Source organism: Staphylococcus sp. GW821-FHT11H10 (assembly GCF_058807855.1).
In genome coordinates, this window is record NZ_JBXARC010000001.1 from 300,179 (window position 1) to 314,290 (window position 14,112).

Annotated in this window: 12 protein-coding genes and 1 riboswitch; of the genes, 9 read left to right on the plus strand and 3 right to left on the minus strand. The window is 33.7% G+C overall.

The genetic code is table 11. The annotated features are described in order from the left end of the window. Window position 1: 1 nt before the first annotated feature. The 3 genes from pstC to cvfB form a co-directional block, all read right to left on the minus strand. The gene (gene pstC, locus AC1RRU_RS01500; RefSeq protein ID WP_011275815.1) at window positions 2-928 is read right to left on the minus strand and encodes a phosphate ABC transporter permease subunit PstC; all 927 of its coding nucleotides are present in this window, start codon (window positions 926-928) and stop codon (window positions 2-4) included. Window positions 929-1,113: 185 nt separating this feature from the next. After that, window positions 1,114-2,064, minus strand: coding sequence for a PstS family phosphate ABC transporter substrate-binding protein (locus AC1RRU_RS01505; protein WP_011275814.1), 951 nt, complete (start codon window positions 2,062-2,064; stop codon window positions 1,114-1,116). A 370-nt stretch (window positions 2,065-2,434) separates the two neighbouring features. Next, entirely contained in the window at window positions 2,435-3,334 is a 900-nt protein-coding gene (cvfB, locus tag AC1RRU_RS01510) for an RNA-binding virulence regulatory protein CvfB (RefSeq protein WP_016931090.1), read from the minus strand. Window positions 3,335-3,488: 154 nt separating this feature from the next. Between cvfB and AC1RRU_RS01515 the strand changes: the two genes are divergently transcribed. From AC1RRU_RS01515 to lysA, 9 genes are all read left to right on the plus strand, one after another. Next, window positions 3,489-5,093 (plus strand): ABC-F family ATP-binding cassette domain-containing protein, encoded by a 1,605-nt coding sequence (locus tag AC1RRU_RS01515; RefSeq protein ID WP_016931091.1) that lies wholly within the window; start codon window positions 3,489-3,491, stop codon window positions 5,091-5,093. A 195-nt stretch (window positions 5,094-5,288) separates the two neighbouring features. After that, window positions 5,289-5,465: riboswitch (Lysine riboswitch) on the plus strand. A gap of 81 nt (window positions 5,466-5,546) precedes the next feature. Beyond that, entirely contained in the window at window positions 5,547-6,749 is a 1,203-nt protein-coding gene (locus AC1RRU_RS01520; protein WP_016931092.1) for an aspartate kinase, read from the plus strand. 65 nt (window positions 6,750-6,814) lie between these two features. Next, window positions 6,815-7,804: an aspartate-semialdehyde dehydrogenase gene (locus AC1RRU_RS01525; RefSeq protein ID WP_011275809.1), complete on the plus strand. Its 990-nt coding sequence runs from the start codon at window positions 6,815-6,817 to the stop codon at window positions 7,802-7,804. Between the two features lies 1 nt (window position 7,805). Then, the gene (gene dapA, locus AC1RRU_RS01530) at window positions 7,806-8,690 is read left to right on the plus strand and encodes a 4-hydroxy-tetrahydrodipicolinate synthase (protein WP_016931093.1); all 885 of its coding nucleotides are present in this window, start codon (window positions 7,806-7,808) and stop codon (window positions 8,688-8,690) included. After that, entirely contained in the window at window positions 8,690-9,415 is a 726-nt protein-coding gene (gene dapB / locus AC1RRU_RS01535) for a 4-hydroxy-tetrahydrodipicolinate reductase (RefSeq protein WP_011275807.1), read from the plus strand. The genes dapA and dapB overlap by 1 nt, the downstream gene beginning before the upstream one ends. 39 nt (window positions 9,416-9,454) lie before the next feature. Then, a complete protein-coding gene (gene dapD, locus AC1RRU_RS01540) occupies window positions 9,455-10,174 on the plus strand; it encodes a 2,3,4,5-tetrahydropyridine-2,6-dicarboxylate N-acetyltransferase (RefSeq protein WP_011275806.1) in 720 nt (239 codons plus the stop codon). A gap of 312 nt (window positions 10,175-10,486) precedes the next feature. Then, complete coding sequence (locus tag AC1RRU_RS01545) at window positions 10,487-11,638, plus strand: amidohydrolase (RefSeq protein WP_011275805.1); 1,152 nt, start codon at window positions 10,487-10,489, stop codon at window positions 11,636-11,638. 6 nt (window positions 11,639-11,644) lie between these two features. Further along, the gene (locus tag AC1RRU_RS01550; protein WP_011275804.1) at window positions 11,645-12,721 is read left to right on the plus strand and encodes an alanine racemase; all 1,077 of its coding nucleotides are present in this window, start codon (window positions 11,645-11,647) and stop codon (window positions 12,719-12,721) included. Window position 12,722: 1 nt separating this feature from the next. Further along, window positions 12,723-13,988 (plus strand): diaminopimelate decarboxylase, encoded by a 1,266-nt coding sequence (gene lysA / locus AC1RRU_RS01555; protein ID WP_011275803.1) that lies wholly within the window; start codon window positions 12,723-12,725, stop codon window positions 13,986-13,988. The last annotated feature ends 124 nt before the right edge of the window (window positions 13,989-14,112 follow it).

Sequence of the window (14,112 nt, forward strand, 5' to 3'; positions counted from 1 at the left end):
ATTAATACTCCTCTCTGAAGCGTTTCGAAATCCAATAAGAAATTAAGTTCATTATTAATGTGAAAATAAATAATGTGAAACCTACTGCATAAATACTATAGTACATATCAGAACCGAATGTAGCATCTCCAGTTGCAACTTCAACAATATAACCAGTCATAGTTTGAATTGAATTCGTTAAGTTTAATGAAGCTGTTGGTGAACTACCTGCAGCTAATGAAACAATCATAGTTTCACCGATAGCTCTTGAAATACCTAATACAATTGAAGCTACAACACCTGAAGCTGCGGCTGGTAATACTACTTTAGTAGCAACTTCAAATTTTGTTGAACCTAAACCATAAGCACCCTCACGAATTTTGTTAGGAACAGATGCCATTGCATCTTCACTCATACTTGTAATTACTGGAACAATCATGATACCTACTACAATTCCTGGACTGACTGAGTTGAAACTATCAAGTGCTGGAATAATAGTTCTTAATACAGGTGTTACAAAAGTTAAAGCAAAGAAACCAAATACAATTGTTGGAATACCTGCTAAAATTTCAAGAATTGGTTTAATAATACGTCTTGCTTTGTCACTTGCGTATTCACTTAAGTAAATTGCAGCACCTAATCCAATTGGAACTGCGACGATAGTTGCGATAACAGTAATTTTCAACGTACCAATAACTAATGCCCAAATACCATATTTAGGATCAGAACCAGTTGGGTTCCAGTCTTTAGTGAATAAAAATTCAACAATAGATACGCGTGTGAAGAATGTTATTGTCTCAGTTATCAAAGTGAAAAGAATACCGATTGTAGTTAAAATTGAGATTGCAGCTATAATTCCTAAAATAATAGGTACGATTTTATCACTGAAACCGCCCTTTTTAGCGTTATTTTTAGCTATCAAGTCTCTAACATTAGTTTCCGATGCCATATATAACCCTCTCTTTTTCTCCCAATAAATTTAAAAAAGCGCTAGAAATTATCAGGTAAACAATGAGTTCAAATTAACCTAAAACATTTTAACAATCACCCATATATTCGAGAACAAGGTAGCAGTGTTGCTACCTTGTAATACCCCTTGAATAATTCCCAGCCCTTTGATATTAATAATGATTATTATTTATCTGATTTTTTATCGTATTTTTTTAAATCTTTAAGTTCATCTTTGTAAGTTTTTTCTGGAGAAGCTACATAACCAGCATCTTCAGCAGATTTACCTTTGTCTTCTAATGTGAATTTGATGAATTCTCTCATAACATCATTATCTTTTAATGATTTTTCTTTTACATATAAGAATAATGGTCTACTTAAAGCATATGAACCGTCTTTGATTGTTTTCTTAGTTGGTTCAGTTGTTTTACCTTTGTCGTCTTTGATTTTAACTTCTTTTAATTTATCTTTGTTTTGTTCGTAGAAGTTATAACCGAAGTAACCGATACCCTCTTTGTTTTTCTCAACTGATTGAACAATTACGTTAGTGTCTCCGTTTTTCTCAGCTTTGATATCTTCTTTATCCATTACTTCTTCTTCAAAGAAATCATAAGTACCGTGACTTGAGTTTGGAGAGAAAGCTTTGATTTTTTTATCAGGCCAGCTAGAATTTACATCTTTCCAAGTTTTAGCTTCGCCGTTGTAGATTTTTTTCAATTGATCTTTAGATAATTCTTTAACAAAGTCGTTGTCTTTGTTAACTGCAACAGTTACACCATCTTGTGCAATTTTGAATTCTTTATATTTAATGTCTTTGTCTTCTAATTTTTGTTTTTCTTCATCTTTAATAGGTCTAGAAGCTTGTGAGAAATCAGTTTCGCCAGCGATGAATTTTTCAAAACCAGCACCAGTACCTGCTTGACCAGAGGAAATAGTAGCGTTTGGATGATCTTTAGCCCATTTTTCGTTTAATTTTTCAACGATTGGAGCTACTGTTGATGAACCTTCACCTTTGGCTTCACCTTTAAGGTCTTTGCCATCTCCAGAACCACTTCCACTGCTATCTCCACCGCCACATGCGCCTAATAATACCGAAGCGCCTAAAACAGTTGTACCAACTAATTGCCATTTTTTCATTAAAATATCCTCCTAATAGATAACCCAAAATGTTATATGTATTTCTTACAATGCTTATAATACATACCTTTTGTTAATATAAAATAGTTTAAATGTAAAGGTTTTGTTAAGATTGCAGGAAAATCAATATTTTTTATAAAAATTATCTATAAAAAAGACGGGAGTGATACAGAATTTATAATGAAAAACTGTATCACTCCCGTAAAGGTGACTGAAAGCGTATAATATATTGTTAGTGCTGTATTTTACTTTGAATAAGTAATATGACTTTAAATTAATTTTTTTACTTAAGATTACTTAAATTTTAACGTTATAACTTAGTATTATTAAAACAACTATTTTAATAGAAGGAAATTGTTTATATTTATGGTTATTTATATTCTACTCGACTCCAACCCTTCTTGGTTAAAGAAATCTTACCTGTTTCAATATTAATAATTTTATGTTTATATAAATGACCAATTGCGCGTTTAAAAGAGCCTTTACTCATATTGAACACCTCTTTAATTGCTTCTGGGCTTGATTTATCCCAAAAAGGTAATTCACCTTCATATTCTACTAATAAATCAAAGATTACTTGACCATCATTATCAAGACGTTCATGAGCTAAAGGTAAAAATGAACCATTGAGTTCACCTTTATCATTATGACCAATAATACGTACTTCTACTTCTTCACCTAATCGGGGTTCTTCTTTACGCTCTGATTCATGCACAAAGATTTTATAGCCTTCCTTCGATAATAAGAAACTACCAATTCTTAATAGTCGATATGGTCTAGCTTTAATAAGTTCATTCTGTTTTTCATCATCATATACAGGTGTAAACATTTTTTCTACTATTGTTTCACTAGCAAGACGAGCAAACATTTGATTTTCTCTATCTATACGTAATGTTACTAGTACATAATCTCCAGTTTGTGGCCATAGTGATTTTACTTTCGGTAAATCTTCCCATGGGATTAGCACTTCTCTTGGTAAACCTACATCTACACGTGCACCATCTCGGTCTGTTTTTAACACTTTTGCAAAATCATATTTATCTTTAGTAATGTCAGGCATGTTTTGAGTAGCAAATAATTCGCCTGAGCGATTTGGATATATGAAGAAACTATACTCTTCACCTGTTTCTAATTCATCTTCATCATTGATTTCTGATTGATTTAATTTTACTTGTTCACCATTAGGACCTTTTAAAAGGTATGTAGAACCTTCTAAGCCAATGACTTCTAAAAATTCAATTGAACCAACAATATCTTTATCTAATGCCATAATATTCTCCTTCGAGGGTTTGTATTCTTCATTATTATAACATGCATACTAAAAACTATCATTCACGTGTTTAGATTTGCATTAGGTCGAAACTATATAAAGAATATGATATAATTTTTTCCGTTAGATAAACGATAAATAAAGGAGTAAATGCATGCTACAAGTAACTGATGTAAGTTTACGTTTTGGCGATCGTAAACTTTTTGAAGATGTAAATATTAAGTTTACTGAAGGAAATTGTTATGGGCTTATCGGTGCTAATGGTGCTGGTAAATCAACGTTTTTAAAAATTTTATCAGGAGAAATTGATTCTCAAACAGGACATGTTTCAATGGGTAAAGATGAACGTTTAGCTGTTTTGAAACAAGATCACTTCGCCTATGAAGAAGAACGTGTATTAGATGTTGTTATCAAGGGACATGAACGCTTATATGAAGTCATGAAAGAAAAAGATGAAATTTATATGAAACCTGATTTCAGTGATGAGGATGGTATACGTGCCGCTGAACTAGAAGGTGAATTCGCCGAAATGAATGGTTGGAACGCAGAGGCTGACGCTGCTTCTTTACTTTCAGGTTTAGGCATATCTGCTGATTTACATGATAAGCAAATGTCAGAATTGGAAAATAATCAAAAAGTGAAAGTCTTATTAGCTCAAAGTTTATTTGGTGAGCCTGATGTACTTTTACTTGATGAGCCTACCAATGGTCTAGATATTCCTGCCATTAGTTGGTTAGAGGATTTCTTAATTAACTTCGATAATACTGTCATCGTGGTATCTCATGACCGTCACTTTTTAAACAATGTATGTACACATATTGCTGATTTAGATTTCGGTAAGATTAAATTATATGTAGGTAACTATGATTTCTGGTATCAATCTAGTCAATTAGCTCAAAAAATGGCTCAAGAACAAAATAAGAAAAAAGAAGAAAAAATTAAAGAGTTACAAGACTTTATTGCACGTTTCTCAGCTAATGCCTCTAAGTCTAAACAGGCAACAAGTCGTAAGAAACAATTAGAAAAAATTGAATTAGATGATATTCAACCATCTTCAAGACGTTATCCATATGTTAAATTCACACCAGAGCGTGAAATCGGTAATGATTTATTGACTGTTCAAGGACTTTCTAAAACAATTGATGGTGAAAAAGTACTTGATAACATTTCATTCACTATGAATCCTAATGATAAAGCAATTTTGATTGGAGATAGTGAAATTGCAAAAACTACATTACTGAAAATTTTAGCTGGTGAAATGGAGCCTGATGAAGGTACATTTAAATGGGGTGTAACAACTTCATTAAGTTACTTCCCTAAAGATAACTCAGAGTTATTTGAAGGCGTAGACATGAATTTAGTAGACTGGTTACGTCAATATGCACCTGAAGATGAACAAACAGAAACTTTCTTACGTGGTTTCTTAGGACGAATGTTATTTAGTGGTGAAGAAGTTAAAAAGAAAGCTAGTGTGCTCTCTGGTGGTGAAAAAGTTCGCTGTATGTTAAGTAAAATGATGCTATCAAGTGCCAATGTTTTACTATTAGACGAACCTACTAACCATCTTGACTTAGAAAGTATTACAGCAGTAAATGATGGATTAGCTTCTTTCAAAGGATCAATCATCTTTACATCTTATGACTTTGAATTTATCAATACTATTGCAAATCGTGTGATTGATCTAAATCAATCAGGTGGTTTATCTAAAGAAGTTCCTTATGAAGAATATTTACAAGAAATTGGCGTATTACAAAAATAATATATAAGCACATACGCACTTCCCTATTACTAAATTGGGGAGTGCGTTTTTTACTATCATATTACTCATTTGATAAATCTTTACTTACATATAGTAAAAGTACTTTCTAATTTTTCAGTCTATTTCAAAAAATCACAATTATCGGTTTACAGACACAATTGCCATATGTATAATATAAAACATAGCAATTGAATAAGAAATTGATGAGGCGCATCAATCATCAGTATATATTAGATAAACTGTCTGCAACAGCTAATATAGAAAGGGTGCGATGCCGAAATGAATCATAATCGCAGCTATGATTTGTTGGACTTTGTGGTTAAGAGCTGAAAGTTTGTCATTATTATTTAATAATGGAGTGCATCACTTGTATATAAATCACGAACAAGTTCGCACTTCCGAACTTGTTCTTTTTTATAGCGTGTGCCTCCCTATATTTTAGGAGGTAAAGTTTTGAAACGAAGTGTTTTGAAGTTCGGTGGTTCATCCGTCGCTGATTTTACAAAGATAAAAAATATTGCAGAAATGCTTAAGAACCGTGTGGATGACGGTGAACAATTAATTGTAGTTGTTAGTGCTATGGGTAAAACAACAGATCAATTAATGGATAATGTATCAAATCTTACTGCTACACCTAAAGATGAGGAACTCGCCCTACTTTTAACGACCGGTGAACAACAGACTGTATCATATTTATCCATGGTGTTAAATGATATCGGTGTTAATGCTAGAGCAATGACTGGTTATCAAGCAGGTATTAAAACGATTGGCCATCATTTAAAGAGCAGAATTGCTGAAATCAATCCAGAAACATTTGATAAAGCATTCACCGACAAAGATGTATTAGTCGTTGCTGGTTTCCAAGGTATCAATGATGCATTTGAACTTACAACGTTAGGACGTGGAGGATCAGATACAACGGCAGTTGCAATTGCTGCAAGTAATCAAATTCCATGTGAAATATATACTGACGTTGATGGAGTTTATGCCACTGACCCTCGAATATTAAGTAAGGCAAAACGGTTAGATTATGTTTCTTATGAAGAAATGATGGAAATGAGTGCATTAGGTGCAGGCGTTCTTGAAACTCGAAGCGTAGAACTTGCTAAGAACTATGATATCCCATTGTATCTCGGTAGAACTTTATCAAATGAGAAAGGAACATGGATTATGTCAAGAACAGATTTATTAGAGAAGAAAGCTGTAACAGGTGTAGCATTAGATAAACATATGATGCACGTTACAATTAGTTATCCCCTACCTGATAATCGTCTTTTAACGCAATTGTTCACAGCATTAGAAGAAGGTTCAGTAAATGTGGATATGATATCCCAAATAATTAACATTGAAGGATTGCAGCTATCATTCTCAATTAAAGATAGTGATGTACAACAAATTTCAACTATTTTGAGTAATCTTTCTTCTTCATTTAACGCATTGGATTATAAAATTAATGAAGAATACGTTAAAATTTCGCTTATTGGTTCTGGTATGAGAGATATGTCGGGCGTTGCATCAAAGGCTTTCATTACTTTAATTAATGCAAATATCCCATTCTATCAAACTACAACATCTGAAATTAGTATTTCATATGTGATAGATGCTGATAATGGAGAAAAAGCTGTTGAAGTATTATACAATGCATTTGATATTTAAACATCAACATGCTATTTATAAATAATTTTTTTAAAATTCAAACAAATGATATTGGAGTGACTTTTATGACAAGATTAGCAGTAGTCGGAGCAACAGGTTTAGTTGGAACAAAAATGTTAGAAACAATTGATCGTAAAAACATCAAGTTCGATGAGTTAGTATTATTCTCATCAGCTAGATCAGCAGGTAAAGAAGTTCAATTTCAAGGTCAAACGTATGTTGTACAAGAATTAACAGAAGAAGCAGCAAGTGAAAAATTTGACTACGTTCTAATGAGTGCCGGTGGTGGCACAAGTGCACAATTCGCCCCAATCTTTGAAAAAGCAGGTGCAATTGTCATCGATAACTCTAGTCAATGGCGCATGACTGAAGATATCGACTTAATTGTACCTGAAGTAAATCAACCTGAATTTAAGCGCGGCATTATTGCCAACCCTAACTGTTCTACAATTCAATCAGTAGTACCATTAAAAGTATTACAAGATCAATTTGGTTTAAAACGTGTTGCATATACTACTTATCAAGCTGTTTCAGGTTCAGGTATTAAAGGTAAAAGAGATTTAGCTGAAGGTGCAAATGGTAAAGAACCAGAAGCGTATCCTCACCCTATTTATAATAATGTGTTACCACATATTGATGTATTCTTAGAGGATGGATATACAAAAGAAGAACAAAAAATGATTGATGAAACACGCAAGATTTTACATGAACCTGAATTAAAAGTAACTGCGACATGTGCACGTGTTCCAGTACAAGATAGTCATAGTGTTGAAATTGACGTTACTTTAGATAAGGAAGCAACTGTACAAGAAATTAAAGATTTATTTGATAAAGACGAACGTGTTGTATTAGTTGATAACCCTGAAAAAAATGAATATCCTCAGGCACTTAACTCTACTGGTAGAGATGAAGTATTTGTAGGCCGTATTCGTAGAGATGACTCATTAGATAATACATTCCACGTTTGGTGCACATCTGACAATTTATTAAAAGGTGCAGCATTGAATGCAGTACAAGTATTAGAGCAAGTAATCAATTTAAAAGGAGCTAGATAATATGCCACATTTATTCGAAGGTGTAGGAGTAGCACTTGCTACCCCATTCACAAATAATGAAGTTGATTATAATGCATTAGAGAGACACGTAGATTTCCTATTAGACAATGGTGTAAAAGCTATTATTGTTAATGGAACTACAGCTGAGAGCCCTACTTTAACTGAAGAAGAAAAAGAACAAGTATTGGAGTCAGTTATAAAGCAAGTTAATCATCGTGTGACTATTATTGCAGGTACAGGTACGAATAATACTGCCAAATCAATTCAAGCATCTCAACGCGCTAAAGCACTTGGTGCAGATGCAATTATGTTGATAACCCCCTACTACAATAAAACAAATCAACGTGGCTTAGTTAAACACTTCGAAACGATTGCGAATGAAGTTGAATTGCCAGTTGTACTATATAATGTGCCTTCTCGTACAAATATGACAATTGAACCAGAGACAGTTGAAACATTAAGTCATAACCAATATATTGTTGCAATCAAAGATGCCACAAATGACTTTGAATATTATGAAGACGTTAAAAGTCGTATCAATCAAGAAGAATTCGCTTTATATAGTGGTAACGATGATAATGTTGTCGAATTTTATCAAAGAGGTGGCAATGGTGTTATTTCAGTTATTGCTAATGCAATTCCTAAAGAATTCCAAGCTTTATATGATGCTAAACAAAGTGGACAAGATATTTCAAACGATTTCGAACCAATTAGTAAATTATTAGATGCGCTTTCTGTAGATGTTAATCCTATTCCGATTAAAGCGTTAACAAGTCATTTAGGTTTTGGTAATTATGAATTGCGTTTACCACTTCTTCCGTTAGAAGATGCAGATGCCAAAGTCTTAATCAATGTATTTGAACAGTTTAAAGCAGGTGAACTTTAATGAAAATTTTACTTATTGGTTACGGTGCAATGAATCAAAGAGTGGCTCGATTAGCAGAGGAAAAAGGTCATGAAATTATAGGTGTTATTGAGCCTCAAAAAAATGAGACAACACCATATACACACTATGATCACATTACTGATGCACAAAATGAAGCGGATGTAGCGATTGATTTTTCAAATCCTAATCTATTGTTCCCACTTCTTGAAGAAGAGTTTCAATTACCTTTAGTTATAGCTACTACAGGTGAAAAGGAAAAATTAATTGAAAAGTTAAATGAATTAAGCCATAACATGCCAGTATTCTTTAGTGCAAATATGAGTTATGGTGTACATGCTCTAACTAAAATATTAGAAGCAGCTATCCCACTTCTGCAAGATTATGATATCGAGTTGACTGAAGCACATCATAATAAAAAAGTAGATGCTCCTAGTGGGACATTAGTAAAATTATATGATGTTATTAAAGACTTACGCCAAAATATCACACCAGTTTATGATCGACATGAACTTACAGAACAACGCACTAAAGACGAAGTTGGCATTCACTCAATTCGTGGTGGGACTATTGTAGGTGAACATGATGTATTATTTGCAGGAACAGATGAAACCATTACACTCTCACATAAAGCACAGTCTAAAGATATTTTTGCAAATGGAGCAATCACTGCTGCTGAAAAATTAATAAACCAATCTAACGGTTATTACACGTTTGACAACCTATAAGTTATAAAATCTAGCAAATATTAAGGAGAGACTTAAATTATGGTACAACATTTATCAGCTGAGGAAATTATTCAATATATTAGTGACGCCAAAAAATCTACACCATTAAAAGTATATGTTAATGGTAATTTTGATGGTGTTACCTTCCCTGATTCTTTTAAAGTATTTGGTTCCGACAATTCTAAAGTAATCTTTTGTGAAGCCGATGATTGGAAACCATTCTATGAATCAAACCAATCTACAATTACTGAGTTAGAAATTGAAATGGATCGACGTAATTCAGCAATTCCACTTAAAGACTTAACAAATACAAATGCGCGTATTGAACCAGGTGCATTTATACGTGAACAAGCAATTATTGAAGACGGTGCTGTCGTTATGATGGGCGCAACAATCAATATTGGTGCTGTAGTTGGTGAAGGAACTATGATTGATATGAATGCTACATTAGGCGGTCGTGCGACAACTGGTAAGAATGTGCATGTAGGTGCTGGCGCCGTTCTAGCTGGCGTAATTGAGCCTCCTAGTGCTTCACCAGTAGTCATAGATGATAATGTATTAATTGGTGCTAATGCAGTCATTTTAGAAGGTGTTCATGTTGGCGAAGGCGCAATTGTCGCTGCAGGTGCAATTGTTACTCAAGATGTTCCAGCTGGTGCAGTCGTAGCTGGTACCCCTGCTAAAGTGATTAAACAAACTTCGGAAGTAGAAGACTCTAAACGTGAAATTGTTTCAGCATTAAGAAAATTAAATGACTAATGATATGAGTGTTTGATGAGTGGCTATGTCAAAAAAACTATTTTATAGCTGTATTGCATAATCACAATAGCTTACTGAACTGAGAAGGCGCTTAACTGAGCCCTTCTCAGTTTTAGTTATTCTTATGAAAAGTGGATTGGGCATAGTAAAGAGTATTTAGAATTTTTACCAACAGGCCAAGCAATGGGCAAATAATCTATACGCCTCTATTTCAAAATTAATACTATTTAAATTAATATCACGTCATACATAAAAAGATGAAATAAGTTACAATATTAATAAGACTAATTAAGTTAATAAAGGAATGATATGATGAGTGAATTAGAGTTTGTAACTAAACATAGAAGACATTTACATCAACATCCAGAATTAAGTTTACATGAATTCGAGACGACAAAATATATCACACAGTTTTTAGAAGAATTAGGAGTGTCATATGAGCGCCCTCTTGAAACTGGTGCAATAGCATACTTAAACGGTAATAGTGATCATACCATTGCATTTCGTGCGGATATCGATGCGTTACCAATTTTTGAAGAAAATGATGTCGATTATCGAAGTCAAACGGATAATGTAATGCATGCATGTGGTCACGACGGACATACAACGGCATTAATGTTATTTGTTAAACGATGCAAAGAAATGTTCGATAAAGGAACGCTTCCACACAACGTTGTATTCATCTTCCAACCTGCCGAAGAAACTGGTGGCGGAGCGAATCGTCTAATTAAAGCAGGTGCGTTTAATAACTATCCAATAGAAGCTGTTTTTGGCATCCATGTTAATCCATTTGCCGATGAAGGACAAGTTGTTATCCGTGATGAAGAAATTACAGCAAGTGCAACTGAATATCGCTTCTTCTTAAAAGGATTATCAAGTCATGTTGCAGATAAAGAGCAAGGTCATTCATGTGGTGAAGCCCTTCTACACGTTCTAAATCAAGTAGGACAAATACAACAGTATCATCTCAATGGCTTAAAACGAAATATTGTTCATATGGGTCATTTTGAAGCTGGAGAAGCTATTAACACTGTAGCTAGCCATGGATATTTAGAAGGAACGATTCGAACTTATGATCCAAATGATTTAAATGTAGTAAAAACACAAATGCATAAAATTGCTGAGAGTGTAAGCTTATTATTTAATGTGGATTGTGAAGTGAAATTTGAAGAAGGCTACCCACCTACGATGAATAGTCCTAAATTGCGTGCGAGTGTAGAACAAGCGATTAATGCTGCAAATCTAGAAGTTATAGATAAGCCTCTTCCATTCTTATTTGGTGAAGACTTTAGCTTCTATGGTCAACAGTTGGCCCCAGCATACTTTGCATTTGTAGGTACTCGAAACGAAGACAAAGGTTTTGTGACTGGACTTCATACATCTCATCTTAATTTTGATGAAAAAGTATTAATCTATGTGGCAAATTATTATGAACAATTATTAATGCATTATGGAGAGGAGTAATTCACATTGACAGCAATATGGTCCGTCGATAAAGAAGCGTTTTTACAAAATGCTATTAAAGTTAAAAATGGTAATTCAATTATGGCTGTAGTGAAGAACAACGCTTATCATTATGGTTTGGAGTTTGCTGTTACTTCTTTCTTAAAAGCTGGAATTAATACTTTCAGTACTACCTCTTTAAAAGAAGCCATTAAAGTACGAGAAATAGCGCCTGATGCCACTATTTTCTTGATGAATGCCGTTTATGATTTTGAAAAAGTAAGACATTATCAAATTCAAATGACCCTACCATCATTAGCCTATTATTATAAATATAAGAATGATTTAAGTGGTATCAAAGTACATTTAGAATTTGAAAACTTACTTCATCGTTCTGGATTTAGAACATTAGAAGAAATTAGAGAAGTACTCAATGATCATCATATTAACTCAAATGAAGACAAAATGATTATTAGTGGATTGTGGACGCACTTTGGTTATGCAGATGAATTTGATGTGCCTGAGTATAGTATAGAACGTGAGGCATGGTTAAATATAGTAGATACCTTATTAGATGAAGGTTATCACTTTGATTTAATTCATGCGCAAAATAGTGCAAGTTATTATCGTGAAGGTCAGAAACTTTTACCACATCATACACATGCACGTGTAGGCATTGCATTGTATGGGTCTCGACCATATAGTGCTTTAAATGAATATAGTATTAAACAATCTCTTACTGTAAAAGGTAATGTGATACAAGTGCGTGAAGTGAATGCTGGAGATAATTGTGGGTATAGCTTTGCCTTTGAAGCTACTAGAGACCATACGCGATTAGCAGTTGTAGATGTAGGCTATGGAGATGGTATTCTTAAATCGAGAGCTAAACATGAAGCATTAATTAAAGGTAAACGCTACCCTATTCGCGCACTAATGATGAGCCATATGTTTGTTGAAGTTGATGAGGAAGTCGATGCACAAGATGAAGTGATATTATATAATAACGATATACGCATTGATGAATATACATTCAAAGGTGTAGGCGCTAATTCAGAACAACTTAGTGCTATGAATCATGATTCTCTCATAAAGGAGTATAGATAAAATGGCAGTAAAATATAATGATTATGGTGAGTTAACAATGGCGGGTACAAGTTTAAAGACACTTGCACAAAGCTTTGGTACCCCTACTATTGTTTATGATGAAGATGAAATCCGCAATCAAATGCGTAGATATCACTCAGCTTTTCAAAAAAGTGGTTTAAAATATAATATTTCATATGCTTCGAAAGCATTTACATGTATCCAAATGGTCAAATTAGTACAAGAAGAAGACTTACAATTAGATGTAGTTTCTGAAGGTGAATTATATACTGCATTAGAAGCAAAGTTTGACCCAAGTAAGATCCACTTCCATGGGAATAACAAAACCAAACGTGAAATACAATACGCTTTAGAAAGTGGCGTTGGTTATTTTGTTATCGATTCACTTGAGGAAATTGATTTAATCGACAGATACGCGAGCGACACTGTAAATGTAGTATTACGCGTTAACCCTGGTGTTGAAGCACATACGCATGAGTTTATTCAAACTGGCCAAGAAGATAGTAAATTCGGTTTATCAATTCGCCATGGCTTAGCGATTGAAGCGGTCAATAAAGTGCGCGACTCTAAACGTTTACATTTAAAAGGTATTCACTTCCATATTGGTTCTCAAATCGAAGGAACTGAAGCGATGATTGAAACTGCTAAGATTGTGCTTAACTGGCTTTCTGAAAATGATATCAAAGTTGAATTACTTAATCTAGGTGGAGGTTTCGGTATCAAATACGTTGAAGGAGACGTAAGCTTCCCTATTGAAGAAGGTATTGCAGAAATTACAGATGCAATCAAAGCTGAAACTGAACGTCTAAATTATGAAGTACCGGAAATTGGTATTGAACCAGGCCGTTCTATTGTTGGAGAAGCTGGAATTACTTTATACGAAGTAGGTACAATTAAAGAAATTCCTGAAGTAAACAAATATGTTTCAATTGATGGTGGCATGAGCGATCACATTAGAACTGCATTATATGGTGCCAAATATCAAGCTTTATTAGTAAACCGTCATGAAGAAGCTGATGAAACAGTAACAATTGCTGGTAAATTATGTGAATCAGGTGACATCATTATTCGTGATGCAAAACTCCCTTCTTCTGTTCAACGTGGTGATTACCTAGCAATTTTATCTACAGGAGCATATCATTACTCAATGGCTTCTAATTACAACCAAATGCAGAAACCACCTGTATTTTTCTTAAAAGATGGTAAAGCACGTGAAGTTATTAAACGCCAATCATTACGTCAATTGATTATTAACGATACTAAATAACAATTACCAATTTTGAAAATAATTCTTAAGAATGTTCAAAGAAAAATGGCTCTATAATAAATTGGACTGATGACTAAAAATCATCAGTCCAATTTTTATGTTTGAATACAAAAATGGCGCAATT

Bases quoted from the DNA above. Each gene is read 5' to 3' on its own strand.
- pstC (WP_011275815.1), bottom strand. From the start codon at position 928: ATGGCATCGGAAACTAATGTTAGAGACTTGATAGCTAAAAATAACGCT.
- AC1RRU_RS01505 (WP_011275814.1), bottom strand. From the start codon at position 2,064: ATGAAAAAATGGCAATTAGTTGGTACAACTGTTTTAGGCGCTTCGGTA.
- cvfB (WP_016931090.1), bottom strand. From the start codon at position 3,334: ATGGCATTAGATAAAGATATTGTTGGTTCAATTGAATTTTTAGAAGTC.
- AC1RRU_RS01515 (WP_016931091.1), top strand. From the start codon at position 3,489: ATGCTACAAGTAACTGATGTAAGTTTACGTTTTGGCGATCGTAAACTT.
- AC1RRU_RS01525 (WP_011275809.1), top strand. From the start codon at position 6,815: ATGACAAGATTAGCAGTAGTCGGAGCAACAGGTTTAGTTGGAACAAAA.
- dapA (WP_016931093.1), top strand. From the start codon at position 7,806: ATGCCACATTTATTCGAAGGTGTAGGAGTAGCACTTGCTACCCCATTC.
- dapB (WP_011275807.1), top strand. From the start codon at position 8,690: ATGAAAATTTTACTTATTGGTTACGGTGCAATGAATCAAAGAGTGGCT.
- dapD (WP_011275806.1), top strand. From the start codon at position 9,455: ATGGTACAACATTTATCAGCTGAGGAAATTATTCAATATATTAGTGAC.
- AC1RRU_RS01545 (WP_011275805.1), top strand. From the start codon at position 10,487: ATGAGTGAATTAGAGTTTGTAACTAAACATAGAAGACATTTACATCAA.
- lysA (WP_011275803.1), top strand. From the start codon at position 12,723: ATGGCAGTAAAATATAATGATTATGGTGAGTTAACAATGGCGGGTACA.